The sequence below is a fragment of the Achromobacter sp. ACM01 genome, from assembly GCF_014851745.1.
In the GTDB taxonomy this organism is placed as follows: domain Bacteria; phylum Pseudomonadota; class Gammaproteobacteria; order Burkholderiales; family Burkholderiaceae_B; genus Achromobacter; species Achromobacter aegrifaciens.
This window is the reverse complement of record NZ_JACVAF010000001.1, coordinates 855889-881542: the sequence shown is the minus strand read 5'-3', so window position 1 is coordinate 881542 and position 25654 is coordinate 855889. Positions and strand designations below refer to the sequence as shown.

Genomic DNA, 25654 nt, shown 5'->3' with positions numbered 1-25654 from the left:
ACTCCTATTGCGGGCTCGGATGGCGGTCCAGCCCGCCCAGCAAGCCTTCGGGGGTTGAGACGAACAGGTTTTCCGATGCCAGCAACCGTATGCCTTGCGGCGTGCTTTCCAGCAGGCGCCGTTCGCCCTCGGCGACCTGCAGGCTGAGCTGATAGCCGTCCTTGGCCGGCAGGCGCGCCGCGATGTCGCGGCTGTCGTCCAGCGCGGACGCCGCAGTGGATTCGAAATGACCGATCAGGCGGCCGTCGCGCTTGATGATGAGTCGGTACACCGGCATGCGCGCTACTCCTGAGAGCCGGACGCGCGCGATTCCGCGCCGTTGTCGGTCGGCCAGTAGTAGGAATCCGGCGTGTTGCGCGCGCCGAAGATGGCTTGACCGACGCGGACCACGGTGGCCCCTTCCTCGATGGCGATCTCGTAGTCGCCCGACATGCCCATGGACAAATCATCCAGGCCGATGCCCGCGGGCGCGTCCTGGCGCAATTGGTCGCGCAGCGTGCGCAACAGCACGAAGCACTCGCGCACGCGCGCGGCTTCGGCCGAAAACAGCGCCAGGGTCATCAGACCGCGCACCCGCAGTCCCGAAAACGCGGGCAATTCGCGCAGAAAGGCCGCCGTCTCGTCCGGCTGCAGCCCATACTTGCTGGCTTCGCCCGAGGTGTTGACCTGCACGAAAACGTCCAGCTGGCGCCCTTCCGCTTGCAGCCGGCGGTCCAGCGCCTCAGCGACCCGCAGGCTGTCGAGCGCCTGGAACTCGGCCGCATAGCGGGCCACGAGCTTGGCCTTGTTGGTCTGCAGGTGGCCGATGACCGACCATCGCAGATCGGTCAGGTCGGCCATGGCTTCCCATTTCCTCGAAACTTCCTGCAGCTTGTTCTCGCCCAGGTAGCGGCAGCCAGCCTCGTAGGCCAGCCGGATGCGCGCTTCCTCCACCGTCTTGCTCACGGGCAGCAGGCGCACCGTGGCCGGATCGCGCCCGGCGCGGCGCGCGGCATCGGCGATGCGTCCGTTGACCGTGGCCAGGTTGTGGCGGAAGTCTTCGACCGACTGCGCCTGCGGCCAGCGGCCATGCTGGTCATGCTGTGTCTGGGTGCCCTTGTCTTGCCCTGGGTCTTGCTCGCTCATGCCTGAACCTCGCGGAGGAACAACGGCGGGCGCTTTCCATTACGCTTATGCCGTCTAAAGTTTTGTCATAGGTCAATATTATCACGCCGGCGCGCAGGCGGCCGATGCTACGCGTTGGCCGCCAGCCACTCGCGCGGCGAAACACCCATCCGCTGCCGGAACGCTTTGGACAAGGACGAGGCGCTGGCAAATCCCAGCTCCGCCGCCACCAGCTTGACCGCGCGGCCGGACCGCATCATGGACGCCGCCAGGCTCAAGCGCCAATCGGTCAGGTAGGCCGCGGGCGTGGCGCCGGTAGCATCCTTGAAGGCCGCTGCAAAGGCGCTGCGCGACATGCCCGCCATCGCCGCCATCCGCGCAAGCGACCAGTCTTCATAGGGCGAACGGTGCAGCGCCACCAACGCCCTGGCCAGACGCGGATCGGACAGGCCCATCACCAGACCGCTGGTCACACCCACTTCCTCCGGATGGTCGAGTATCCACCTGAGCAGCTGGATCAAGACCACCTCGAACAGGCGGTCGGCCAACAGGCGTGAACCGCAGCGCACCTGATCCGCCTCGGCGAACAGCAGGTCCAGCGCCGGCCGCAAGCCTTCGACCGCGTCCAGCGGGATCCGCACCACGGACGGCAGCGACTGGACGATGGGATTGCGTTCGCCGCCATCGAAATCCAACGCCGCGCAGGTGAAATCCGAGCCGTCCCGCGGCGGGTTCACGAATTCGTGATGCACGGCGCGCGGGTAGAACAGCAGGGTCGGCTCGGCCAGGCGCAGGCGCGGCGTGGCGGTCTCGCCCGGGCGATGCCGCACTTCCATTTCGCCCCGGCGCAACACGTGCAGGAAGCCGCGCCCAGGCACGGCTTCGAAAGCCTGAGTGCCGCATAGCGCCCCCGTGTGGAACAGCGTGGCGCGCACCCGGAAACGGTCCAGCAGCGCCGACAGCCGGTCAACCTGAATGGGAAGAGGATTGCTCATATCTTGGACGAAATGACAATTTTTATGGATTAAACAACACCTTACGTCCAGACATTCTACGTACGATTCCTCCAGCCCGTTCGATATCGGCGGCCTTTTTTTCATTTCCAGGAGTTACCGACATGTCCCGAGTTCCTCTTATCGATGCCAGCAGCGCCAGCGCGGACCGCAAGGCGCTGCTCACGCAGATCCACGGCGCCTTTGGCGCAACGCCGAACATGTTCAAGGCCGTGGCCAATTCGCCGGCTGCGCTGCAGAGCATGTGGGGCGCCTTCGGCGCGCTGGGCGGCGGGGTCATTCCCGCCAAGCTGGGCGAACAGATCGCGGTGGCGGTGGCCGACCGCAACGCTTGCGAATACTGCCTTGCGGCCCACACGGCCCTGGGCCGCAAGGCAGGCGCCAGCGCCGAAGAAATGGCGGCCGCGCAAGGCGGCGACGCCGCCGATCCCAAGACCGCTGCGGCGCTGCGCTTTGCGCTCAAGCTGGTGGAAGCGCGCGGGCAAGTGGGCGAAGCCGACGTGCAGGCCGTACGCGCGGCTGGCTACAGCGACCAGGAGATCGTCGAGATCCTGGCGCACGTCGCGCTCAACCTGTTCACCAACTACGTCAACGTGGCGTTTGCCGTGCCGGTGGATTTCCCGGCCGTGAAGCTGCGCCGCGCCGCATAGCACGACCACAGCGGCCGGCGGGGCGTCATCGCCCCGCCGGCCGCATCAGAGGAGCATTCAGATGTCCCGATCAGACACCCTGGCCGACGCACTGCCCCCGCCCTTGCTGGCGGACGAATGGCTGAATGCGGACGGTCCCATCGAACTCGCCGCCCTGCGCGGCAAGGTCGTGCTGCTGCATGCGTTCCAGATGCTATGCCCCGGGTGCCTGTCGCATGGGTTGCCGCAGGCCGAACGCGTGCACAGACTGTTCCGCGGCCAGGAGGTCGCGGTCATCGGCCTGCACACCGTGTTCGAACACCACGACGTCATGGGGCCCGCCGCGCTGCGGGCCTTCAATCACGAGTACCGGTGGAGTTTTCCCATCGGCATAGACCGGCCAGCGGCGACGGGCGCCATCCCGATGACCATGCAAGCCTACGGTTTGCGCGGCACGCCCAGCCTGGTCTTGTTGGACCGCCAGGGACGCGTGCGCCTGCAGCACTTTGGCAGCATCGACGACCTGGCCCTGGGCGCAGCCATAGGGAGGCTGCTGGCGGAGAACGATGTTCCTGCGGCACACGCGGCCGCATCCGATGATCCCGCCCGCGACGAGTGCGACGCGCTAAGCTGCCCCGCGCCGCGTCCGCGCTAGACGCCGCGGGTCCTCCGATGCCGCTATGGCTGAACCAGGGCGCGCAGCGCGCGCACCAGGCAGGCCGCCTGCTCCTCGGTGCCCACGGAAATGCGCAGGTATTGCTCCACGCGTGGCCGCGCGAAATGGCGCACCAGTATTTTCGCGTCTCGCAGGCCGGCGGCGAGCAAGCGCGCGTCGAAGCGCGGATGACGGACAAACAGGAAGTTCGCCTGTGACGGTAAGACATCAAAGCCCATCAGGCGCAAATGCGCGCAGAGCAAGGTACGGGTGCCGATGATGGCCTGCCGCGTCTCCTCGAAATAGGCGCGGTCCTGAAAGGCCGCTGCAGCGCCTGCCTGGGCCAGTCGCCCGAGCGGATAGGAGTTGAAGCTGTTCTTCACCCGCTCCAGCGTGGCGATCAACGACGTCTGCCCGATTGCAAACCCCACGCGCAGGCCGGCCAACGCCCTGGACTTCGATAGCGTCTGGACCACCAGCAGGTTCGGATACTGCTCGACCAACGCAATGGCGGAGCGCCCGCCGAAGTCCACGTAGGCCTCGTCCACCAGCACCAGCCGGCGAGGCTGGATCTCCAGCAGCCGCTGCACGCGGTCCAGCGGCAGGCACTCTCCCGTGGGCGCGTTCGGGTTGGCGATCACGATGCCGGCTATGCCCGCATCCGCGGCGCCCAGCGCCGCGAATCCGTCCAGGTCCAGCCTCAAGCGCTCGTCCACGGAGATCTGCGCGCAGCGTATGCCGAACAGGCGGCAATACACCTCATAAAAGCCGTAGGTCACATCCGCCATCAGCAAGGGTTGGACGCCGTGCTGGAAGAACGCGCAGAACGCCAGCGCCAGCACTTCGTCGGAGCCGTTGCCAGCAAAGACCTGCGCTACCGGCACCCCGTGATACTGCGCGATGACCTCGCGCAAATGCCCGGCCTGCGGGTCCGGATAACGCTCCAAACCGTCAGCAGCCGCAGCGGCGATGGCTGCTATCGCGGCGGGGGACGGCGGATAGGGATTCTCGTTGGTGTTGAGCTTGATCCATCCATTGCCGGGAGCCTGCTCTCCAGGCACATAGGGCGACAGGGTTTCAACGCGCGGGCTATGTAGGGAAACCATGTTGTTGCGGCTGCGGCCTCTCGGTAAGCAATCTACGGTATGTGTATCGCAATTTTTGTCCTATGCCATACTACACTATGATTCAGGACAATAACCGCCATCACGCGAACGCGAGTGTCATGTCTACCTCTCTTTCCCTGTTTATCCACCGCATTACGCCCAGGCGCTGGTTGACACGTTGCGCCGGCTGGCTGGCCGCATGCCGCCAGCCATGGGTGGCCCAGCCGCTGATACGCGGCTATGCCAAGTGGTACGGCATCGATCTCGCCGAAGCCCTGCACGCCGACCTCAGGGCCTATGACAGTTTCAATGCCTTCTTCACGCGCGCCCTGCGCCCTGGCGCCCGCAAGCTGGCCGATGCGGACTGGACCAGTCCTGCCGACGGCATCGTCAGCCAGTTCGGCCGCATCAGCCTGGGGCAGATGATCCAGGCCAAGCAGCGTCGGTACAGCGCGGCCGCGCTGCTGGCCGATGCAGACCTGGCGCACGCATTGGAAGGCGGCTGGTTCACCACGATCTATCTCAGTCCGCGCGATTACCATCGGGTGCACATGCCCTGCGAGGGACGCCTGCTGGGCATGCGCCATGTGCCGGGGACTCTGTATTCCGTCCGGCCGGAGATCGTGCAGCACATGGATGGCCTGCTGGCGCGCAATGAGCGGCTGGTCTGCTGGTTCGAGCATCCTCTCCATGGCGTCTACGCCATGGTGCTGGTAGGCGCCGCCATCGTTGGCAGCATAGCCACGGCCTGGCATGGCCAGGTGGCGCCGCGGGGCCGGCGTATCCAGCAATGGGACTACGGCGGCCAGGCCCCCTTGCGCTTGCCGCAAGGCGCCGAAATGGGACATTTCCAGTTGGGGTCGACCGTGGTGTTGCTGATGCCGGGCAACGCCTGGCGATTCCATCCCGGCTGGAAGACAGGGCGCGCCGTCAGATTGGGACAAGCCATGGCCGACCGGCGTTGACGCCGGCCGTGGCTAGACCATGCTTTCCCGGATATCCCGCGCCAGCTTGCGGCACTGCCCGGGTTCGATCGCAGAGACGGTGATGCGCAGGCCCCTGACCGGCTCCTGGACCCCGAAGGCATCTCCATGGCGCACCAACCAGCCGCGATGGGCCAGGGCCAGCGCGACCGCCTGGTCGTCGGAATCCAGCGGTACCCACAGGTTCAGGCCGTCGCCGTCCGCGGCGTATGGCACGCCTTGCTCGGACAAGGCGCCTTCCAAGGCCTTGCGCCGCTGGGCGTAGTCCTTGCGGGCCTGGGCCATCTGCTTGGCCACCTCGGGCCGGCCCAGCGTGACCTCGACCATGTCCTGCAACAGATGGCTGACCCAGCTGGTGCCGGAAGCCAGCCGCAAACGAAGCTGGCGCGACGTCGCGGTATCGCTGGCCACCATGGCCAGGCGCACGTCGGGGCCCAGCGTCTTGGAGAACGAGCGCACCAGCGCCCACCGCTGGATGCCCGAAGGCAGCACCGAGTGGTATTCCTTTCCTGACAGCAAGGCGTAGTGATCGTCCACGATGACCATGGCATGGGGATACTTGGCCAGCACCCGCGCCAGCGCCTTCGCCCGCTTTTCGCTCAGGCTGCAGCCCGTGGGGTTGTGGGCGCGCGGCGTCAGGATCACGGCCTGCGCGCCCTTGGCCAGTGCCGCTTCCAGGGCCGCCGCCTGCATGCCTTCGGCGTCGACCGGTACGCCCAGCGCCTGCAGGCCGGCGATGCGCAGCATGTTGATGCTGCTCAGGAAGCAGGGATTCTCGACCGCCACCTTATCCCCAGCCACCAGGTGCGAACTGAGCAGCCGTTCGATGGCGTCCACAGCCCCGTGGGTGAGGTTGATCTCGAAAGGCGCCGGGCAGTCCCGCGCGAACCAGGCGCGGGCATAGCTTTCCAGCCCCGCGTTGACCGTGGGTTCGCCGTAGAGCCGCGGCTGATAGGGCCGGATCGCGAGGGCCGCGCTCAGATCCGGCAGCCAGGCCGGATTGGGATTACCGCTGGCCAGATCGGCCAATGGCGAGTCCGATAGCGCGCCTTCCTGTTCGCCCGGTCCGGACTGGTCGCGGATGATGGTGCCCAGGCGACCCTGGGTCAGCGCGATGCCGGCCGTCACCAAGCGCTTATAGGCGGCGGCGACCGTATTGCGGTTGATATCCAGTTCGACCGCCAGATCGCGCACCGGCGGCAACGCCTGGCCCGGCGGCAACTGGCCCGACTGAGCCAGCCCGCGCACGCAATCGAAGATCTCAGCGGCGGTCTTTCCTTGTATTTTCATAGCGTCCTAAGACAATTCCGTTCCTGGCATGGGCAGCGGCCGCGCCGACTCCCGGCGTAAGTTTGACATGGATTCCCAGTCCGCATAAAGCGGGCTTACCGCACGCAATCCACGTAGTAGCGCAGGTTTCCGTCCGCGTCGCGCAGCTCCACGAAGCCATGGATGTCCGTGCCGAACCCGGGACACTCGCGGTTCAGCTCGCGCGAGAACTTCAGGTAATCGACGATGGTCCGGTTGAACGCCTCGCCCGGGACCAGCAACGGTATGCCCGGGGGATAGGGCGTGATCAGGCTGGTGGTGACGCGGCCTTCCAGATGGTCGATCTCCACCCTCTCGGTGCGGCGTTGGGCGATGCAGGCATAGGCATCGCAGGGCTTCATCGCGGGGGTGACGTCAGTCAGGTACATGTCCGTGGTCAGCCGGGCGATGTCATGCCTGGCATAGGTCGCATGGACATGCTGGCACAGGTCGCGCAAGCCCATGTTCTCGTAGCGAGGATGCTTGCGGCAGAACTCCGGCAGGATCCGCCACATGGGCTGGTTGCGTTCGTAGTCGTCCTTGAACTGCTGCAACGCGGTCAAGAGCGAACTCCAGCGGCCCTTGGTGATCCCTATCGTGAACATGATGAAGAAGCTGTACAGCCCGGTCTTCTCCACGATCACGCCATGCTCCGCCAGGAACTTGGTGACGATGGAGGCCGGAATTCCGCTGTCCGCGAAGTTGCCGTCCAGATCCAGCCCTGGCGTCACGATGGTGGACTTGATCGGATCCAGCATGTTGAAACCGTCCGCCAGCGCCCCGAATCCGTGCCAGGACGACTCGCCGTCGCCGCCCCGGATGATCCAGTCCTCGGGCGAGCCTATGCCCTCCGGCGCCAGCGTCTCCGGTCCCCAGACCTTGAACCACCAGTCGCCATCGGCGAAATGCGTGCCGACCTCCTTCATCGCGCGCCGGAAGTCCAGGGCCTCGGCGATGCTCTCCTCCACCAGCACCGTGCCGCCGGGCGGCTCCATCATGGCCGCGGCCACGTCGCAGCTGGCGATGATGGCGTACTGGGGACTGGTACTGGTGTGCATCAGATAGGCTTCGTTGAAGAGATGCCGATCCAGCCGCCGCGTCATGGAGTCTTGCGCCAGCACGTGGCTGGCCTGGCTGATTCCGGCCAGCAGCTTGTGCGTCGATTGCGTGGAGAAAACCAGCGATTCCCTGGGCCGCGCGCGCTGCTTGCCCATGCAGTGGTAGGCGCCATAGAACGGGTGGAACACCGCGTGCGGCATCCAGGCCTCGTCAAAGTGCAAGGCGTCCACGTAGCCGTCCAGGGCCGTCTTGATCTCCTCGGTCTGGTAGATGATGCCGTCGTAGGTCGACTGCGTCAGCGCCATCACCCGCGGGCGGACCTCGTCAGCGTCCAGGTGCTTGAGCAGCGGATGGGCGCGGATCTTCTCCCGGATGGCCTGGATATCGAACTCGCTGCGCGGAATCGGGCCGATGATGCCGAAATGGTTGCGTGTCGGGCGTAGAAAGACGGGTATCGCTCCCGTCATGACGATGCTGTGCAGGATGGACTTGTGGCAGTTGCGGTCCACCAGCACCACATCGCCCGGCGCCACCATGTGGTGCCACACGATCTTGTTGCTGGTACTGGTCCCGTTCGTCACGAAATAGCAGTGGTCCGCATTGAAAATGCGCGCGGCGTTGCGCTCGCTCGCGCCGATGGCGCCGTTGTGATCCAGCAGCTGCCCCAGTTCCTCCACAGCGTTGCAGACGTCCGCGCGCAACATGTTCTCGCCGAAGAACTGATGGAACATCTGACCCACGGGACTCTTCAGGAACGCCACGCCGCCCGAATGGCCCGGGCAGTGCCAGGAATAGGATCCGTCCTCGGCGTAGTCCAGCAACGCCTTCAGGAACGGCGGCTTGACGCCGTCCAGATAGGCCCGGGCCTCGCGGATCAAGTGTCGCGCCACGAATTCGGGCGTGTCCTCGTACATATGGATAACACCCTGGAGTTCGCGCAGGATGTCGTTCGGAATGTGCCGCGCGGTCTTGGTTTCGCCGTACACATAGATCGGCACGTCGGCATTGCGCCGCCGAACTTCACTGATGAATTCCCGCAATGCCAGCAGCGCGGGCGCGACGCCCTCGCCGTGCGCGAGTTCCTCGTCGTCGATGGACAGGATAAAGGCGCTGGCGCGGCTTTGCTGCTGCGCGAACAGGCTGAGATCGCCGTAGCTGGTCGTTCCCAGCACATCGAAGCCTTCGGCCTTGATGGCCTCGGCCAATACCCGGATGCTCAGGCCGGACGTGTTTTCCGAGCGGAAGTCCTCGTCGATGATGACGATGGGAAACTGGAACTGCATTGCTGTCCTCTGTCTATGGGTTGCCGCTTGCGTTTTAGTTTGTACTCGAACATAATTATATCTGTCCTAGGACAAAATAAACGGCGCGGTGGCAGAGTGGCTATGCAGCAGGATTGCAAATCCGCGAAGGTTGGTTCGATTCCAGCCCGCGCCTCCAGTTTTCCTGGCCGCGGGCGCGGTGCGCTAGGTTGCGTGGTCGCGCAGATGCTCGCGCAACGCGTCAGCGAATGAAAGCGCGATGACCGACGACGGCCAATGCTCTGGCCATACCAGGCTGAGATCGAACGAGGCGCCCGGCTCCAGCGGCCGCAGCTGATCCAGCCCGCCCGGGATACGCGCGGCGGTCAGCCGGTCTACCAGCGCGATGCCCACGCCGCGCATCACCAGTTCCATCGCCACCGAGGTCCAGAACACCTGCACGCGACGCCGCGCGTAGACCTTCTGCTGCTCCAGCAGCGCTTCCAGCCAGAAGCGGGTGTGGTCCAGGTTGTCGTAGATGATGAGGTCGCGGCCGGCCAGTTGTTCCACACGGATGGTGTCGAACTTTTCCAGCGGGTCGCCGGGAGGAATGGCGCAATATAGCTGCAGGCTCACCAGTGGCTCGGCCACCACGCCCGGGTGCTGCCCCCCGTAGAAGCACACCCCCATATCCACCTGGCGCGCCGCCACCCATTCGACGATGCGCGCCGAACTGCGCGTCTGCAAAGCCACGGAGATGTTGGGCCGGTCCGCCATGAAACTGGCCAGCACGTCCGGCATGACGGTCAAGGACAGCAAGGGCAAGGACGCGACGGTCAGGTGGCCTTGCTTTTCGCTGCCCAGGTCCTTGATGAAGCTATCCAGTTGCGAAAGGCCGGAGAACAGCCGGTCGACCTGGCCATAAAGCGCCCTGCCTTCGGGCGTGGGCAACAGACGCCCGCCCTTGCGCACGAACAGAGCCACGCCCACGCGGCGCTCCAACTGGGCGATGTACTTGCTGGCGGCAGGCTGTGAAATCAGCAGCACCTGCGCCGCCCGGGATACCGAGCCTTCGCGCATCACCGCCCTGAAGATTTCTATCTCTCGCACGTTCATGCGCCGACTATAACTATTTAGCTATAGAGATGGCAATTATTGGTATTAGGCAGTTATGCAGATTGTTCCTAGGATGAACGCTCGACTTTCATCCAGGACCCATCGTGTCGGAAAACTACGCAACCATGGAATTGCCGTTCGGCCCGGAAACCTATGCCGCGAACCTCTCGCTGCTGGCACAGGACATCCAGGCTCAGGGCCTGTCAGCCGCCATCCTGTTCGACCCCGAGAATATCTACTGGCTGACCGGCTACCGTTCCATTGGCTACTTCACCTTCCAGTGCCTGGTGGTCTCGCCCGACGGCGGCATCGCCATGGTCTCGCGCCAGGTCAACCACGCCGTCGCGACCGGCAACCGCAACATCGCACGCTTTGTCGCCATCGATGACATCAGCGACCCGGTCGAGGTGCTGGCCAGCTATCTGAAGGACATCCTGCCCAGCGGCCGCATTGGCCTGGAAACGGCTTCTGGCTACCTCAGCGTGGCCGCCTACAAGCAGCTGCAAGCCCGCATGGGCCCACGGCTGGCCGACTGGCAAGGCCCGATGGAAGAGGCGCGCAAGATCAAGACCCCGGCGCAGCTGGGCTTCATGCGCCAGGCCGCGCACGCGGCGGTCGCCGGCATCGACGCCGCAGTGCGCGCGATCGCAGTCGGCGCCACCGAAAACGATCTCGCCGCCGCCATGCTGCACGGCGCCACCAAGGCCGGCAGCGAATACACCCGCGTGCCGCTGGTGGCCGTGGGGCGCGCCAGCGGCGTCTGCTTCACCACCTGGCAGCGCCGGGAGCTCAAGCGGGGCGACCTGGTGTTCCTGGAGGCCGCGGCCAACATCAACCGCTATCACGCCATGATCTCCCGCAATTGCGTGGTCGGGCGCGCCACCGAGCGGCAGCGCTTCCTGGCCGGCACCGTCATCGCCGCGCTGGACGCCGCCATCGACGCCATCCGCCCCGGCGTCACCTCCGCCCAGGTGGACCAGGCCTGCCGCGCGGTCTTCGAACGGGCCGGGCTGGGGCATTACTTCGATCACCGCACGGCCTACGGCATAGGCATCGGCTTTCCGCCCAACTGGGCCGAGGGCCGCTTCCTCGCGCTGCGTCCGGACGACCCCACGGTGCTTGAGCCCGGCATGACCTTTCACCTGGTGCCTTCCCTCTTCATGCCCGAAGGCGGCTTCATGGCCAGCGAAAGCGTGGCCGTCTCCGAGGACGGCTGCGAAGTGCTCACCCGCTATCCGCGCGAGCTGATCGAAATCGACGTCTGACAACAAGACCGGCTCCAACAGCATACAAGGGGAATTGCCGTGTTGAAGAACTGGATGTATCCAACCATCGCGGTCATGGGAGTGCTGCTTCTGTGGCATTTCGCGATACCGCTGTTCGGCCTGCCAGCCTACCTGTTGCCGCCGCCGCTAAGCGTGCTCGAACGGCTGTGGACCGACTCGGCGTTCCTGGGACATCACTCCTGGGTCACGTCCGTCGAGACGCTGGGCGGCTTCCTGCTGAGCATCGCCGTCGGCATACCGCTGGGCATCCTGCTGGTGTGGTCGCGTCCGCTGGAGCGCGCCATCATGCCGCTGCTGGTGGTGTCGCAGGCGTTTCCCAAGGTAGCGGTCGCGCCGCTCATCATCATCTGGTTCGGCCTGGGCCTGTTTCCCAAGATCCTGATCGCATTCTCGGTGGCCTTCTTCCCCATCGTGGTCAGCACGGTGGCGGGCATGCGTTCCGTGGACGCGGACCTCAACGACCTGGCCCGCTCGATGCGGGCGGGCGCCCTGCGGACCTTTCTGCGCATCCGGCTGCCGTATGCGTTGCCGCAGATCTTCTCCGGCCTGAAGGTCGCCATTGCTTTCGCCACGGTCGGCGCGGTGGTGGGGGAATGGGTGGGCGCCGAAAGCGGTCTGGGCTACGTGCTGCTGTCCGCCAACGCCAACCTAGACACGACGTTGCTGTTCGCGGTGCTGGTCGCGCTCATGCTCATCGGCCTGGTCTTCTACTACCTGGTCGAGTTTTCCGAACGATTCCTGATTCCCTGGCACATCAGCGTGCGCAGCGACGCCCTGCCCTCTGTCTGACCCCGCCCTCCGGAGACTCCATCATGAAATTCACGACTCGACTTGGCTGGACCCTGGCTTGCCTGCTGGCCGCAGGCGCGGCCGGCGCGCAGGAGAAGCTGAGCCTGCGCCTGGACTACAGCATCTACGGCACGCACGCGCCGCTGTACTACGGCATAGACAAAGGCCTCTACAAGGCCGAAGGCATAGACCTGAGCATCGGCGAAGGCAGCGGCTCCAGCAACACCGCGAAACTGGTGGCGCAGGGCATCGATCCCATCGGCTTCATGGACTACGGCACCATGCTCAAGGGCGTCGCCGCAGGCATGCCGCTGAAGGCCGTCTTCGCCGTGCACCAACGCTCTCCCATGGTCATCATCAGCCACGCGGACGCTCCGGTGCGCGCGCCCAAGGACCTGGAAGGCAAGGTGCTGGGCATGAGCGCATCCGAGTCGACGGCTCAGATGTTCCCAGTGCTGGCCGCCCTGAACGGCGTGGACCAGAAGAAGATCAATGTCATCGCGCCCGCCGTGGGCACCAAGACCGCCCTGTTCCTGCAACGCCGCGCGGACGCCATCACGGGCGTCACCTACTTCCATATCCCGCCGCTGGAAGCGCAGGGCGCAAAGGTGCATTACTTTTTCTATGCCGACTTCGGCGTCAACGCGCTGGAAGGCGGGCTGGCGGCCAATGCCAAATGGCTGGAGGCCAATCCCGAAACAGCTCGGCGCTTCCTGCGCGCCACGCGCAAGGCCTACGAGGCGGCCCTGGCCGACCCGGCCGCCTCGGTCGACGCCCTGGTGCGCCAACGTCCGGAACAGGCGCGCAATCGCGAGCAACTGGTGCGCCAGCTGCAGCTTTCGCTGCAGGCCGCCGGCACGCCCAACACCAAGGGATTGCCGTTCGGCGTCTCTGCGGAGAAGGACTGGCAGGCCATGGTCGACCAGTTCGTGCAATCGAATCAGATCGCCAGCCCGGTCCCGACCAGCACGCTCTACACCAACGACTACAACAGGGACTAGATATGGCACAACACGCAGCCTTGACGCTCGCTCCCGCAGCGGGCGCGCCCGATACCGCGATCGACATCCGCGGCATGGTCCAGCGCTTCGGTTCCTATGTCGCGGTCGACGGCATCGACCTTGCCATACCCGAAGGCCAGTTCCTCTCCGTGCTCGGCCCGTCCGGCTGCGGCAAGAGCACCTTGATGCGGGCGGTCGCCGGCCTGACGCCGCCCACCGCCGGCGAGATCCGCGTGCTTGGCGAGCGCGTGACCGAGCCGGGCGCCAACGTGGGGATCGTGTTCCAGCGTGCGGCGCTCCTGCCATGGCGCGACGTCGTCGGGAACATCTCGCTGCAGCTGGAGATGCGCAAACTGCCCGCGGCGCGTCATGAGGCCCGGCTGCGAGAACTGATCAAGCTGAGCGGACTGGAAGGTTTTGAAAAATGCCTGCCGCACCAATTGTCCGGCGGCATGCAGCAACGCGTGGCGCTGTGCCGCGCGCTGATCCACGACCCCGACATCCTGCTGATGGACGAACCCTTCGGCGCCCTGGACGCGATGACGCGCGAAGCCATGAACCTGGAGCTGCAACGGGTATGGCTGGAAAGCAAGAAGACCGTCATGTTCATTACCCACAGCATCTCCGAAGCGGTGTTCCTGTCCGACCGCGTGGTGGTGATGAGCAAGCGGCCGGGCCGCGTGGCGCTGACCGTCGACATCGATCTGCCGCGTCCGCGCAACTACGCCATGGTCGGGCACCCCAACTTCGTCAAGGCGGCCACGGTCATACGCGAGTGCTTCGACGCCGCGGGGATGACGGAATGAATCCCGTCCGCTACGACGCCGGCCCCTACCCCCGGGCCCGCCTGGCTTTCCTGTGCGTGGCCAATGCCGGCCTGACCGAGGGCGAAATGCACGCCATGGCTCCCGACGGCGTGGGCCTGAGCTTTGCCCGCGTGCCCATGGCAACGGCCTGCACCGTGCAAAGCCTGGCCGGTATGGAGGGCGGACTGCTTCAGGCCCTGGACGGCCTGGCGCCAGGGCGTCGCGATATCGACGTGGTCTGCTACAACTGCACCGCGGGCAGCTTCGTGATCGGCAACGACAAGGTACGAGCGCTGCTCGCGCAGGCCCGCCCCGGCGCGGCCGTGGCCACGCTGCTGGACGGCGTCACGCAGGCGCTGGACGCGGTCGGCGCGCGCCGCCTGGCGGTTGCCACCGCCTATGACGATGCCGTCAACGAACTGGAGCGCGCTTACTTCGAAAGCATCGGCCACGAAGTCGTCTCGCTGCAGGGCCTGGCCCTGCCCGACGACGAAACCATGAACCGGGTCTCGGCCGACTATCTGTACGAATTCGCCTGTGCCGTGGACCGGCCCGATGCCGACGCCGTCTTCATCAGCTGCGGCGCGCTGCGCTCCACCGCCATCCTCGAACGTCTGGAGGACAGGCTGGGCAAGCCCGTGATCGGCAGCAATCAGGCCAGCATGTGGCATTGCCTGCGGCTGGCGGGGGTCCACGACCGGATGGACGGCTATGGCCGGCTGTTCCGGGAATATTGAAATCCGGACCCATCATGGATGAAATCGATACCCGACTGATCGGCATTCTGCGGCGCGACGCGCGCACGCCGCTTTCCGTTTTGGCCAGCAAGGCCGGCGTGTCGCGCGGCACGGTCTCCAACCGCCTGCGCAAGCTGGAGGAGGACGGGCTCATCGCCGGGTATACGCTCAAGCTGCGCCCTGACTCCGACCAGGACGGCCTGCGCGCCTGGATGGGCATCACCGTCGACGGCAACCAGACGCGCGCCGTGCTGGCCAGCCTGCTGGGCGAGCCGAGCGTCGAGCAGCTGCACGACACCAACGGCCGTTGGGACTTGCTGGCCGAAATACGCGCAGATTCCACTGCAGATCTGTCCAAGGTGCTGGAACGCGTGCGCCTGATCAAGGGCATCGCGGCCACCGAAACCAGCATCCTGCTCGCGACGTACCGCTGAAACCGGCGCGCTAGGCCGGCAGCGGCTCGCCCCGCAGCCTTATCTGCGCGACGGTTCTTTCCCCGCGCTGCTCCAGCACGAACTGATGCCTGTCCGGATACCTCAGCGTCAACCGCCTGCACAGATTCCCTAGTCCGCCCCCGCCGCTGGCCAGATCGAAGGGCGCGTGCAGCCGGCCGGGATTGTCCACTTCGATGAGCAGTTCATCGCCCTGCAAACGCGTGCGTATGCTGATCGGGAAATGCGCGTGTTCCGAACGCATGCCGTGCTTGATCGCGTTTTCCACCAGTCCCTGCAGCGTCATGCGCGGAACACTGATCCGTAGCGTGGCCGGATCGATCTGGCTGCGCAATTCAAGCCGCTTGTCAAAGCGCAGCGCCTGGATGCGCACATAGGCTTCGGCGGCCTCGATCTCCTCCTCCAGCCTGGACAAGCCTCGTCCGCGCCGGTCCAGCGAATAGCGCAGGTACTCGGCCAGGCTGCGCGTCATTTCCTCTGCGATGGCAGGCCGATCGGCGATCTCGGCCACGATGGTGTTCAGCGAGTTGAACAGGAAGTGCGGCTCGATCTGCAGCTGCAGATGCTCAAGCTCCAGTCTCAAGGAGCGCGTCTCCGCCTTCATCTTGGACAGGCGCTCGCTGCGTGCGTTCAGCTCGGCCGAGACGCCGAAATAGATCAGTGTCCAGATCGAGAGCATGCCCATGTAGTAGAGAAAGCCCAGCCGGTACTGGTTGCCCGGCAGCACGCGGATTGCGCCAGGCAGAAACAGGCTGTGGATGCCATAGGCGATCGACGCCAGCAAGGCCGAGGCGGTCAGGCAGAACAACACCGCGCAGACCAGCACCAGCAAGGGCGGATCGCCTTTGCCCGCACGGCGGCCATGCAGCACGGCCGCCCCGCTGGTCAGGACGAATGCCAGGGGTTCCAGCGCCACGGTAAGCCAGAAGGCTGCGGTGGCATTGCCGAACACCGCCAACCGGATGAAGAAGCCCACGATCGCGAGAAAGAGCCATCCCAGCGTCTGCGCCCGCCAGAAGCCAAGCGAGGACTCCCCTGGACTCAAACCCTGGCCGATCGATGCGAACTTCATGGATGCGCCCCCCGGACGGGCAAAGGGTTCTCTGGAAACTGCATAGGCCTTATATTTACCCGCGTGCCAGACCGGACGACTATACCCGCCACACCATGGCGCCAGGGAGGAAAATGCTGCGTGTGCTTGTCATCGACGATGAAGCCCCGGCGCGGCGCTACCTGCGCCGGCTGCTCGAAGCCTCGCCCGACGTCCATGTCGCGGGCGAAGCCGACTGCCTGGAATTGGCGCGAACGCTGATCCGCGAGCATCGTCCGGATGCCCTGTTCCTGGACATCGAACTCACTACCGCCACCGGTTTCGACCTGCTGGACCAGCTGGAAGCCCCACCCGCCGTCGTCTTCGTCACCGCGCACAGCGACTACGCCGCCCGCGCCTTCGACGTCCAGGCCGTCGACTACCTGCTCAAGCCCGTGCGTCCGGGCCGGCTTGAACAGGCGCTGGCGCGGCTGCGTCCGCGCGCTGGCGGCCACCTGACGCTGCGAACGCGCAACGGCACCAAGATCATCAAGATCCATGAACTGACCATGGCGCAGGCGCAAGGCGACTACGTGATGCTTTGCAGCGCCGCGCACGCCAACGAGCTGATGCACATCACCTTCAAGCGCCTGGCGGCCCAACTGCCCAGTCCGCCCTTCTGCGCCTTGTCGCGGTCGGTCATCATGAATCTGGAACATGTCTCCCACCTGTCGCAGCTGCCCGGCGCGCAGACCGAGGTCGCGTTCAACAACGGTGTTGCGCCCGTGGTGCTGGGACGGGTCGCGTCGCAGCGCCTGCGGCGCGCGGTGGCGCAGCGCTGAAGAATGGCGGCGACAGCCAATCCCGCAATCCCGCCAGCAAAGCGCTAACGGCTCGGGTCGAAATGGATCAATTCTCCCCACCGGTGGGCGAGAGATCACTCCTTTTTCGACGAAACGTGGAATTTTCTCGACCAAATCGCGCCACTTGCGTAAGCCGCAACTGTTGCACGCACGCGGCCTGTCATTGACCAGACGATCCGTTGATCTCCGCCAGCCGCTTGTACAGATAGGACCGCGATATGCCCAGCGCTTCCGCGGCCTTCTTCTTGTTGCCGTGATAGCGCTGCAGGTAATCCACAATGAGATCTGCCTCCATGCGGTCCTTGACCTCTTTCATGGAGCCGTCGCGCGGCGCCGCCGTGGCCACGCGCACGGTATCCAGGTGATAGGCGCCGCGCGCCTCGCCGGCCATCTCGAAATCCGCCACCCGGATCGCATCGCCGTCGCAGAAAATAGCGGCGCGTTCGATGGCGTGCTGCAACTGACGCACATTTCCCGGCCAAGGCAGGGACTGCAGAAAGCGCAAGGCGGCTGGCTCGATCTCCTTGACCGGCAGGCCGTGGCGATCCGCGAACTGCTTCAGGAACGTGCCGGCCAGTACTGGAATATCCTCCAGGCGCTCGCGCAGGGAGGGCAGGCGCAAGGTAACGGCGCTGATGCGGTAGAACAGGTCCAGGCGGAAGGCGCCGCTATCCAGCATCTGATGGAAGTCGCGGTTGCTGGCCGAGATGAGGCGGAAGTTCGAGCGGTGCAGTGATTCGCCTCCAACACGCTGGAATGTGCCGTCCTGCAAGGTCCGCAACAGCTTCACCTGCACTTCCAGCGGCATGTCGCCGATCTCGTCCAGGAACAGCGAACCGCCATCGGCCTGTTCGAACTTTCCAGGCCTTCCCTTGCGGTCCGCCCCCGTGAACGCGCCGCTCTCGTAGCCGAAGAGTTCGCTTTCAACCAGGGAAACAGGCAGCGCCGCCGCGTTGATGACCACCATCGGATCGCCGGCACGCGGGCCCAGCATATGGATGGCATGCGCCACCACGTCCTTGCCCACGCCGCTCTCGCCCAACAGCAGCACGGGCACATCCAAGGGCGCGATCTTGACGATCTGTTCCTTCAGCCGCGCCACCGGTTCGCTGTTGCCGATGATCGCATCCAGACCGCGATTCGGCCGATCCATGCTGGATAGTTCACGCCTGTAGAAGTTCACCTCCTTGCGCAGCCGGGAAATCTCGGCGCTCATCTTTTGCAGCGCGTCCGGGCTCTTGAACATGACCTGGCCGATGGCGCCGACCACGCGGCGCTGGCGATCGAAGATAGGCGTGCGGCTCACGACGCGCGTGGTGCCGTGCATCTCCTGGGTCTGGCCGATCTCGGCCTTGCCGCTGCGCAGCACGGTGTCGAGCCGCGTGTTCTCGATGACCTCGCGCGCCGGACGGCCCACGCCTTCGCCGCGCGACAGCTTGAAGAACTTCTCGTGCACCGGGCTCATGTAGCGCAGGGTGCCCTGAGCATCGACCACATTGATCGCGCCGTACGGATTGGTGATGAGATGCCGCAGGATATCGCCGGCGAAGTCGACGCTGGCCACGAACTTGAACAGCGGATCCGCTTCGTCGTGACGGCTTACCAGGAAGCATGCGGCCTCGGGCGTGGCCACATGCAGCACGCTGAGCGGCTCGTCCAGGTGCTCCAGCGCGAAGCAGGCAGGGATGGGCCGCAATGCGCGCGCCGCCCAGCGCTTGGACAGGTCGCGCAGCAGTCGGGAGTCGGAACCGATCCCCGAGGCAAAGCGCAGCTCCCCGCTGGCGTCCAGCACCACGACGCCGCGCATCTCGTTTTCCATGACGCCTGTGTCTCCAAGTGATTTTGTGTTCTTGGGAAAGTGTTTGCGCCGAAGACACCCGCTGCTTCCGGACGTCTGCATAGGCATGGCCAGCCCTGCTGCGCTCCCTTTTTTATAAGATGGCACGAAACTTGCTTGATGTCATCCACGTGACTTCCACCCTGGATGACTGATGACACCGCAAGAAAACCTGCCCTACGCGGATTCGCAAAAAAACGGCCTGGAACTGCTGGCGCCGTTGCGCGTCCTGGATCTGACGACCTCGATTGCCGGTCCGTACGCGACGCAACTGCTCGCCGACCTGGGCGCGACCGTGCTCAAAGTGGAAAAGCCCGGCGCCGGAGACGACACGCGCGCCTGGGGCCCGCCCTTTCTGCAGGACGTCTCGCTCTGGTACCTCAGCGTCAACCGCAACAAGCACAGCCTCACGCTGGACGTGTCGCAACCCGAAGGGCGCGAAGTCCTCGATGGCTTACTGGCGCAAAGCGATGTGCTGGTACTGAACATGGTGCCCCGCGTGCAGCGCAAGCTGGGCCTGGACTATGACAGCCTGAAAGCCGCCTACCCGGCGCTGATCCATGCTTCGCTCACCGGCTTCGGCCTGACGGGTCCGCGCAGCGACTTTCCCTGCTACGACCTGATCGCCGAAGGCTACGCCGGGATCATGGACCTGACCGGCGAACTGGAATCCGCGCCGCAGAAAGTCGGCACGCCGGCCGCCGACCTGCTGGCCGGCCAGGATCTGGCGCTGGCGGTACTGGCGGCCTACATCGCGCGTGGCCAGCATGGCCGCGGCACGCAGATCGACATCTCGATGCAGTCGAGCATGACGCGCTTCGTCTCGCCACGGCTGCTGCCCTACCTGGGGTCCGGCGAACTTCCCAGGCGCTCGGGCGGCAAGGATTCGGTCATCGCCATCTACCAAGTCTTCGGTACGGCCGATGACCCCTTGTCGCTGGGACTGGGCAACGACAGGATCTGGCAGCGCTTCTGGCAGGCCGTGGGAGACCCGGCCTTTGGCGCGCGTGCGGAGTTTGCCAGCAATGCGCACCGCAGGACGCACCGGGAGGCCATCGTGACGCGCATCGCCGAGCTGTTGCGCGCACAGCCGCGCGCGCACTGGCTCGCGCTGTTCGCCGAGCACAGCATTCCCGCCGGCCCCATCAACCGGCTGGACCAGGTGGCGCAAGACCCGGACCTGCTGGACAAGGGCCTGATCTATCGCGCCCGCGCCTCCAACGGCGCCATCCCCCAGGTGGGGCTAGGCATAGGCTTTGACGGTTCCCAGCACGTCCACCGCAAGTCCCCGCCCGCCCTGGGCGAAGACACCGACGACGTCCTGCGCGGCTGGCTGGGATACGCCGGTCCGCGCATCGACGCGCTGCGCGAGCGCGGCGTGATTTGACCCATTCCATTCTCGATAACCCCACAGATCAAGGACAGCACCATGGAGTTCCAGGAAATCCTGTACGAGGAACAAGGCCCCGTCGGCATTCTGACGCTGAACCGTCCCGACGACGGCAATATGTTCACCGAAACGATGTGCCATGAGATCCGCGACTGCATCAACGCGGTCCGGCGCGAAACGCGCACCCGCGTGCTCATTATCACCGGGGCTGGCGACCGCTTCTTTTGCCTGGGCGGACGCAAGGACGGCATGCAGGACAGCCAGCTCTACGCAGGCGTGTTGCCGACGCTGGACATGTACGAAAGCATCGACCGCCTGCAGAAGCCTGTGATCGCCTCGGTCAACGGCTACGCCGTGGGCGGCGGCAATGTGCTGCAGATGGTTTGCGACATCACCATCGCCTCGGACAAGGCCATGTTCCGTCAGGTCGGCCCCATGGTTGGCAGCTTCGACGCCGGTTACGGCACCTGGTATCTGGAAGACCTGGTCGGCAAGAAGCGGGCCAAGGACATCTGGTACAGCAACCCCAAGATCTCGCCACAGGAAGCCGTGGAAATGGGCCTGATCAACCGGGTCGTACCGGCTGCGGAGTTGCGCCAGGCCACGATGGAACATGCCCTGAAGATCGCCGACCGCGGCGCCTTCGCGCTGGCTTCGATCAAGGGCGCCTTCAATGCGCGCCATGGCGGCGTGGGCGGCCTCTCGCGCATGGCTCATGACCTGCTGCTGCGCGGCTACCTCGACACCTCGGAACATGACGAACTGGCGGCGTCGTTCGCGGAAAAGCGCGCGCCGGACGCCGGCAAGTTCGGCCATTGAGACGCCTTGCCGCAACGAGACGCCCAATATGAACACCCTACTCACGCTGCAGACCCCGCACGCTGCCCGCCAGTACTACCTGTCCGGCATCTGGCAGCAGGACACCCTGTACACGCTGGCCCGCCATCACGCGCGCGAACGGCCCGACGCTTATGCCCTGCGCGATCCATACCGGCGCCTGACCTGGAGCCATCTGCTCCAGCACGTCGACAGCGTGGCCGAGAGCCTGCACCGGGCCGGACTGCGGCAGGGCGACAGGGTGGCGGCCTGGCTGCCGAGCCGCGCCGAGACCGTCATCCTGTTCCTGGCCTGCTCCCGCGGCGGCTATGTCTATTGCCCATCGCTGCACCAGAACTACACCGTGGCCGAAGTGGTCGAACTGGCACGGCGCATGTACTGCCGCGCCCTGTTCGCCGCCGTCGGCTATGGCGCCGATGCCGACAAGAAGGACATCTTCGCGCTGGCGGACGAGATACCCAGCCTCAAGCGCCTCTATGCCCTGCCGCGGCCGGACATGCCGCTGCCCCCGGGCGCCCATGCTTTCCCCGACGCCGCCGACCTGCCGCCCGTGCGGACCCCGCCGGTGCTCAACCCGGACAAGATCACCTACCTGGCATTCACCTCCGGCACCACCGGCGCCCCCAAGGGTGTGATGCACAGCGATAACACGCTGCTGGCCAATGGCCGGGCGCTGGTGCGCGACTGGCACCACACCCAGGATACCGTCGCCCTCAGCCTCAGCCCCATGAGCCATCACATCGGCACCGTGGCCCTGGAACAGATGCTGGTGGCCGGCATGGAGCTGGCGCTGCACGACCCGGCCGCAGGACTGGCGCCGCTGGACTGGCTGCAGGCTTGCAAGGCGACCTACGTCATGGGCGTGCCCACGCATGCCATGGATCTGCTGTCGGAAATGAAGCACCGAGGGCTGGACAGGCTGGGCGAGGTCCAGGCCTTCTACATGGCCGGTTCGCCCATCCCCCAGGAACTGGCGGAGAAATTCCTGCACATCGGCATCAAGCCGCAGAACGTCTACGGTATGACCGAGAACGGTTCGCACCAGTACACGCTGCCCGACGCCCCCACCGGCGTCATCGTGGGCACCTGCGGACAAGCCTGCAAGGGCTATGAGATCCGCATCTGGAAACAGGAGGATCCCGACGCCGAGGCCGAGCCGGGAGAAATCGGAGAGATCGGCGGACGCGGCGGCCTCCTGATGCTGGGCTACTACAGCAACCAGGAAGCCACCGAAGCCTCGTTCAACGCCTCCGGCTGGTTCATGAGCGGTGACCTGGGCGTGCAGGACGCCGAGGGCAACGTGCGTATCGTCGGGCGTAAGAAGGACCTGATCATCCGGGGCGGGCACAACATCCACCCCGCGCGCATCGAGGATCTCACCCATCGCCACCCGCAGGTGCTGCGGGCCGCCGCCTTCGCCGTTTCGGACCCAAGGCTGGGAGAGATGGTGTGCCTGGCCATCGTCCCCCAGCCCGGCAGCGCACCGCAGGCCGACGAAATCCTCCATCACCTCAACGAGGTCGGCCTGTCGAAGTACGACATGCCCGAGTACTACATCCTGCTGGACAGCTTTCCCATGACCGCCAGCGGCAAGATCCTCAAGCGCGCGCTGATGGACTGGGTCAAGGACGAAAAGATCGCGCCCATCCCCGTGCGCTGGCAAGGCGCCGCCACGAAAACCAAGTGAGACACGCATGATTCAGGAATCAACCCTGCCGGGCGGCATCGCCGTGCTGACCCTGGACCGGCAGAAGGCGCTGAACGCGCTCAGCTTCGAACAACTGCGGAACCTGGACCAGGCCATCGAACGCGTGTCGGCCTCGGCCGCGCGCGGACTGGTCATCACAGGCGCCGGCGCCAAGGCCTTCTGCGCCGGGGCGGACATACCGGAGCTGGTGGGACGCACGCTGCGCGACGAGCACGAAGGCGCCCGCCTGGGCCAGGAAGTGTTCCAACGCATCAGCCAGCTGCGCATCCCCTCGGTTGCCGTGATCCACGGCTATGCCTTCGGCGGCGGCCTGGAGCTGGCGCTGGCCTGCACATTCCGGGTCGCCACGCCCGCGGCCCGCATGGGCCTGCCCGAGGTCAAGCTGGGGCTCATCCCCGGTTACGGCGGAACGCAGCGCCTGCCCCGGCTGGTGGGCGAAGGGCGCGCGCTCGAACTTATCCTGTCCGGCCGCACGGTGAAAGCCGATGAAGCCGAGCGCATCGGCCTGGTGAACCAGATTGCGGAGGAAGGCGAGCCCGCGGCCATCGGCGCGGCCTATCTCGCGCCGATGCTCCAGCACGGCCTGCACGCGCTGGACTTCGCCCGCCAGGCGGTTCAGCGCGGCATGCAGACCTCGCTGGAGCTGGGACTGCGCATCGAGCGCGACCTTTCCACCCTGGCCTATCGCAGCGCCGACGCCGCCGAAGGCATGCAGGCCTTTCTCGAAAAACGCCCCCCCTGCTTCAAGGACGCATGACCATGCCTGAATCCACCATTGTCGTCACCGGCGCCAGCCGCGGCATCGGCGCCGAAATCGCCCTCTCCCTCGCGCGGGCCGGCTTTCAGGTCGCCTGCCTGTCACGCTCGGGCCAGGCGCCAGAACTGGCTGACGTGCCCGACGCGCTGCGCGCGCGCTGGCATGCCGTGGCCTGCGACGTCGGCGACGCCGCGCAAATCCAGCGCGCATTCGCCGAAGTCTCCGAACGCGTCGGGGGCCGCATCGCCGGCTTGGTGAATAACGCCGGCCAGCACACCGACGGCGTGGCCGCCACGCTGGCGCCCGAGGCGTTTGAATCCCTGATGCGCAGCAACGCCACGTCCGTGCTCATGGCCAGCCAGGCCGCCTATCCCCTTCTTCAGGCCAACGGCGGCGGCGTCATCGTCAACATGGGTTCGTTCTACGACAAGCTGGGCGTCAAGAAGAACCTGTCCTACTGCGCGTCCAAGGCAGCTGTGGGCGCCATTACACGCTGCCTGGCAGTGGAATGGGCGGCCGACGACATCCAGGTCGTCAATCTGGCGCCAGGCTACGTCATGACCAGCCTGAACCGCGAGTACATGACCAGCGGACCGCTGGCCCAACACCTGCAGAAGCGCATTCCGCGCCGCAGCCCAGCCGAAGCCGCCGAAGTCGCCGACGCGGTGACCATGCTGTTCTCGCTGCGCTCGCGCTTTCTGACTGGCGAGACCATTTATCTGGACGGTGGCCAGAGCCTGATGGTCTGAGCCTCGCCCAAGCAGCTAGGAGCAATCAATGAACGTACTGCAACGCCTGGATGCCTCCATGCCCTGGAGTCCCGAAGAAGCCATGCTGCTCGACTCGGTGCGGGAGCTCGCGCGCGAGCGCATCGCGCCCAGGGCCGCCGAACTGGACCGCAGCGGCGCCTTCCCCCACGACAACGTGGCCGATATCAACGCCTTGGGCTTGAACGCCATGTTCATTCCCGAAGCCTATGGCGGCTCGCCTCTGTCCTATTCCTGCTATCTGGCCTGCGTGCGCGAAATCTCCGCGGCCTGCGCCTCCACCGGCATCGTCTGGGCCACCAATTTCCATGCCATCAAGCCATTGATCGAGTTCGGCAACGAGGAACAGAAGCAACGCCTCCTGCCGCGCATCGCCGAAGGCGGGTTGGCCTCGCTGGTCATCACCGAACCCTCGGCCGGTTCCGACGCGACGGGCATGCGCACCCGCTTCGAGGCACAGGGCGACGAGATCGTCATCAACGGCCAGAAGACCTTCATCACCAACGGCGATGTGGCCGACGTATACCTGCTGTTCGGGAAGTGGACCGGCATCGACGATGCCAAGCAGGCGATCAGCGCGGTCATCGTGGAAAAGGGCGCGCCGGGCCTGACGGTGGTCGGCACCGAGGACAAGATGGGCACCCGCGCCTCCAGCACCGCCACGCTGTCTTTCGAGAACTGCCGCATCCCTCGCGCCAACCTGCTATGCGAGCCGGGCGACGGCCTGCGCATCCTGCTGACCTCGCTGAACCGCTCGCGGCCCAGCGTGGCCGCGCATGCGCTGGGCATCGCGCGCGCCGCCTTCGAGGACGCCATCGCCTACATCAACGAGCGGCGCCAGTTCAAGCGCCGCGTGCTGGAGTTCCAGGGCATCCAGTTCCTGGTCGCCGACCTGGCAGCCGAACTGGCGACCTGCGAGGCCTGGCTCTGGCGCGTCGCGGGCATGGTCGACAGCCGCGCCGACGACATAGGCATGGAGGCCTCGATCCTGAAGCTCAAGGCCACCGACCTGGCCATGCGCATGAGCACCGAGGCCGTGCAGCTGCTGGGCGGCTACGGCTACTGCAAGGACTATCGCGTCGAACGCCTGATGCGCGACGCCAAGATCACCCAGATCTGGGAAGGCACCAACCAGATCCACCGCCAACTCATCGGCCGCAGCTTTCTGACCAAGGAGTAG

25 protein-coding genes and 1 tRNA gene are annotated in these 25654 nt (G+C 65.6%); 17 read left to right on the top strand and 9 right to left on the bottom strand.

The features are described 5' to 3' along the window. Positions 1-4: 4 nt before the first annotated feature. The 3 genes from IB268_RS04145 to IB268_RS04135 all read right to left on the bottom strand — a co-directional run bounded on the left by IB268_RS04145 (position 5) and on the right by IB268_RS04135 (position 2099). Positions 5-277 carry a hypothetical protein gene (locus tag IB268_RS04145; RefSeq protein WP_054452121.1) on the bottom strand — a complete coding sequence of 91 codons (273 nt, stop codon included), beginning with the start codon at positions 275-277 and terminating at the stop codon, positions 5-7. 5 nt (positions 278-282) lie between these two features. Continuing rightward, entirely contained in the window at positions 283-1125 is an 843-nt protein-coding gene (locus IB268_RS04140) for a YggS family pyridoxal phosphate-dependent enzyme (protein ID WP_054452122.1), read from the bottom strand. A 107-nt stretch (positions 1126-1232) separates the two neighbouring features. After that, a complete protein-coding gene (locus IB268_RS04135; RefSeq protein ID WP_054452123.1) occupies positions 1233-2099 on the bottom strand; it encodes an AraC family transcriptional regulator in 867 nt (288 codons plus the stop codon). A gap of 122 nt (positions 2100-2221) precedes the next feature. Between IB268_RS04135 and IB268_RS04130 the strand changes: the two genes are divergently transcribed. Beyond that, on the top strand, positions 2222-2767 hold the full coding sequence (locus tag IB268_RS04130; protein ID WP_054452124.1) for a carboxymuconolactone decarboxylase family protein: 546 nt from the start codon (positions 2222-2224) through the stop codon (positions 2765-2767). 61 nt (positions 2768-2828) lie between these two features. Next, complete coding sequence (locus IB268_RS04125) at positions 2829-3401, top strand: redoxin domain-containing protein (protein ID WP_119450406.1); 573 nt, start codon at positions 2829-2831, stop codon at positions 3399-3401. 23 nt (positions 3402-3424) lie between these two features. On the opposite strand, the gene hisC is transcribed toward IB268_RS04125, so the two are convergent. Next, positions 3425-4507 (bottom strand): histidinol-phosphate transaminase, encoded by a 1083-nt coding sequence (gene hisC, locus IB268_RS04120; protein ID WP_054452126.1) that lies wholly within the window; start codon positions 4505-4507, stop codon positions 3425-3427. A gap of 119 nt (positions 4508-4626) precedes the next feature. Here hisC and asd point away from each other — a divergent pair, with 119 nt between their 5' ends. Beyond that, positions 4627-5472, top strand: a complete 846-nt coding sequence (gene asd / locus IB268_RS04115; protein ID WP_192353867.1) for an archaetidylserine decarboxylase — start codon at positions 4627-4629, stop codon at positions 5470-5472. Positions 5473-5484: 12 nt separating this feature from the next. On the opposite strand, the gene ptsJ is transcribed toward asd, so the two are convergent. Together ptsJ and IB268_RS04105 are read right to left on the bottom strand one after the other, a co-directional pair. After that, complete coding sequence (gene ptsJ, locus IB268_RS04110) at positions 5485-6780, bottom strand: transcriptional regulator PtsJ (RefSeq protein WP_192353866.1); 1296 nt, start codon at positions 6778-6780, stop codon at positions 5485-5487. A gap of 95 nt (positions 6781-6875) precedes the next feature. Beyond that, positions 6876-9140: an Orn/Lys/Arg decarboxylase N-terminal domain-containing protein gene (locus IB268_RS04105; protein WP_192353865.1), complete on the bottom strand. Its 2265-nt coding sequence runs from the start codon at positions 9138-9140 to the stop codon at positions 6876-6878. Between the two features lie 82 nt (positions 9141-9222). Between IB268_RS04105 and IB268_RS04100 the strand changes: the two genes are divergently transcribed. Further along, positions 9223-9297, top strand: a tRNA-Cys gene (locus IB268_RS04100). 26 nt (positions 9298-9323) lie between these two features. Here the strand turns inward: IB268_RS04100 and IB268_RS04095 are convergent. Next, positions 9324-10208, bottom strand: a complete 885-nt coding sequence (locus IB268_RS04095; protein ID WP_158598560.1) for a LysR family transcriptional regulator — start codon at positions 10206-10208, stop codon at positions 9324-9326. Positions 10209-10318: 110 nt separating this feature from the next. On the opposite strand from IB268_RS04095, the gene IB268_RS04090 reads away from it, so the two are divergent. The 6 genes from IB268_RS04090 to IB268_RS04065 are packed head-to-tail and all read left to right on the top strand — an operon-like array spanning position 10319 to position 15267. Next, positions 10319-11479: a Xaa-Pro peptidase family protein gene (locus tag IB268_RS04090; RefSeq protein WP_192353864.1), complete on the top strand. Its 1161-nt coding sequence runs from the start codon at positions 10319-10321 to the stop codon at positions 11477-11479. Between the two features lie 39 nt (positions 11480-11518). Further along, on the top strand, positions 11519-12289 hold the full coding sequence (locus IB268_RS04085) for an ABC transporter permease (protein WP_082400822.1): 771 nt from the start codon (positions 11519-11521) through the stop codon (positions 12287-12289). 23 nt (positions 12290-12312) lie between these two features. Next, positions 12313-13290: an ABC transporter substrate-binding protein gene (locus IB268_RS04080; RefSeq protein ID WP_192353863.1), complete on the top strand. Its 978-nt coding sequence runs from the start codon at positions 12313-12315 to the stop codon at positions 13288-13290. Between the two features lie 2 nt (positions 13291-13292). Then, a complete protein-coding gene (locus tag IB268_RS04075; protein WP_119450411.1) occupies positions 13293-14096 on the top strand; it encodes an ABC transporter ATP-binding protein in 804 nt (267 codons plus the stop codon). Continuing rightward, positions 14093-14833 carry an arylmalonate decarboxylase gene (locus tag IB268_RS04070; protein WP_192353862.1) on the top strand — a complete coding sequence of 247 codons (741 nt, stop codon included), beginning with the start codon at positions 14093-14095 and terminating at the stop codon, positions 14831-14833. Before IB268_RS04075 ends, IB268_RS04070 begins: the two co-directional genes overlap by 4 nt. Positions 14834-14847: 14 nt before the next feature. Beyond that, positions 14848-15267, top strand: coding sequence for an Lrp/AsnC family transcriptional regulator (locus tag IB268_RS04065; protein WP_054452136.1), 420 nt, complete (start codon positions 14848-14850; stop codon positions 15265-15267). A 10-nt stretch (positions 15268-15277) separates the two neighbouring features. Here the strand turns inward: IB268_RS04065 and IB268_RS04060 are convergent, their stop codons facing one another. After that, a complete protein-coding gene (locus IB268_RS04060; RefSeq protein ID WP_054452137.1) occupies positions 15278-16357 on the bottom strand; it encodes a sensor histidine kinase in 1080 nt (359 codons plus the stop codon). Between the two features lie 113 nt (positions 16358-16470). Between IB268_RS04060 and IB268_RS04055 the strand changes: the two genes are divergently transcribed. Next, complete coding sequence (locus IB268_RS04055) at positions 16471-17157, top strand: LytTR family DNA-binding domain-containing protein (protein WP_192353861.1); 687 nt, start codon at positions 16471-16473, stop codon at positions 17155-17157. A 181-nt stretch (positions 17158-17338) separates the two neighbouring features. On the opposite strand, the gene IB268_RS04050 is transcribed toward IB268_RS04055, so the two are convergent. Then, entirely contained in the window at positions 17339-18997 is a 1659-nt protein-coding gene (locus IB268_RS04050) for a sigma-54-dependent Fis family transcriptional regulator (RefSeq protein WP_192353860.1), read from the bottom strand. Positions 18998-19169: 172 nt separating this feature from the next. On the opposite strand from IB268_RS04050, the gene IB268_RS04045 reads away from it, so the two are divergent. Genes IB268_RS04045 through IB268_RS04020 form a run of 6 tightly spaced genes read left to right on the top strand, consistent with a single transcriptional unit; the run spans position 19170 to position 25654 of the window. Then, entirely contained in the window at positions 19170-20402 is a 1233-nt protein-coding gene (locus IB268_RS04045) for a CaiB/BaiF CoA-transferase family protein (protein ID WP_192353859.1), read from the top strand. 42 nt (positions 20403-20444) lie between these two features. Then, the gene (locus IB268_RS04040) at positions 20445-21224 is read left to right on the top strand and encodes an enoyl-CoA hydratase-related protein (protein ID WP_042797729.1); all 780 of its coding nucleotides are present in this window, start codon (positions 20445-20447) and stop codon (positions 21222-21224) included. Between the two features lie 28 nt (positions 21225-21252). Continuing rightward, the gene (locus IB268_RS04035) at positions 21253-22929 is read left to right on the top strand and encodes a class I adenylate-forming enzyme family protein (protein WP_192353858.1); all 1677 of its coding nucleotides are present in this window, start codon (positions 21253-21255) and stop codon (positions 22927-22929) included. A 7-nt stretch (positions 22930-22936) separates the two neighbouring features. Next, a complete protein-coding gene (locus IB268_RS04030) occupies positions 22937-23707 on the top strand; it encodes an enoyl-CoA hydratase/isomerase family protein (RefSeq protein WP_104654207.1) in 771 nt (256 codons plus the stop codon). 2 nt (positions 23708-23709) lie between these two features. Continuing rightward, entirely contained in the window at positions 23710-24456 is a 747-nt protein-coding gene (locus IB268_RS04025; protein ID WP_192353857.1) for an SDR family NAD(P)-dependent oxidoreductase, read from the top strand. A 28-nt stretch (positions 24457-24484) separates the two neighbouring features. Continuing rightward, positions 24485-25654, top strand: a complete 1170-nt coding sequence (locus IB268_RS04020; RefSeq protein WP_192353856.1) for an acyl-CoA dehydrogenase family protein — start codon at positions 24485-24487, stop codon at positions 25652-25654.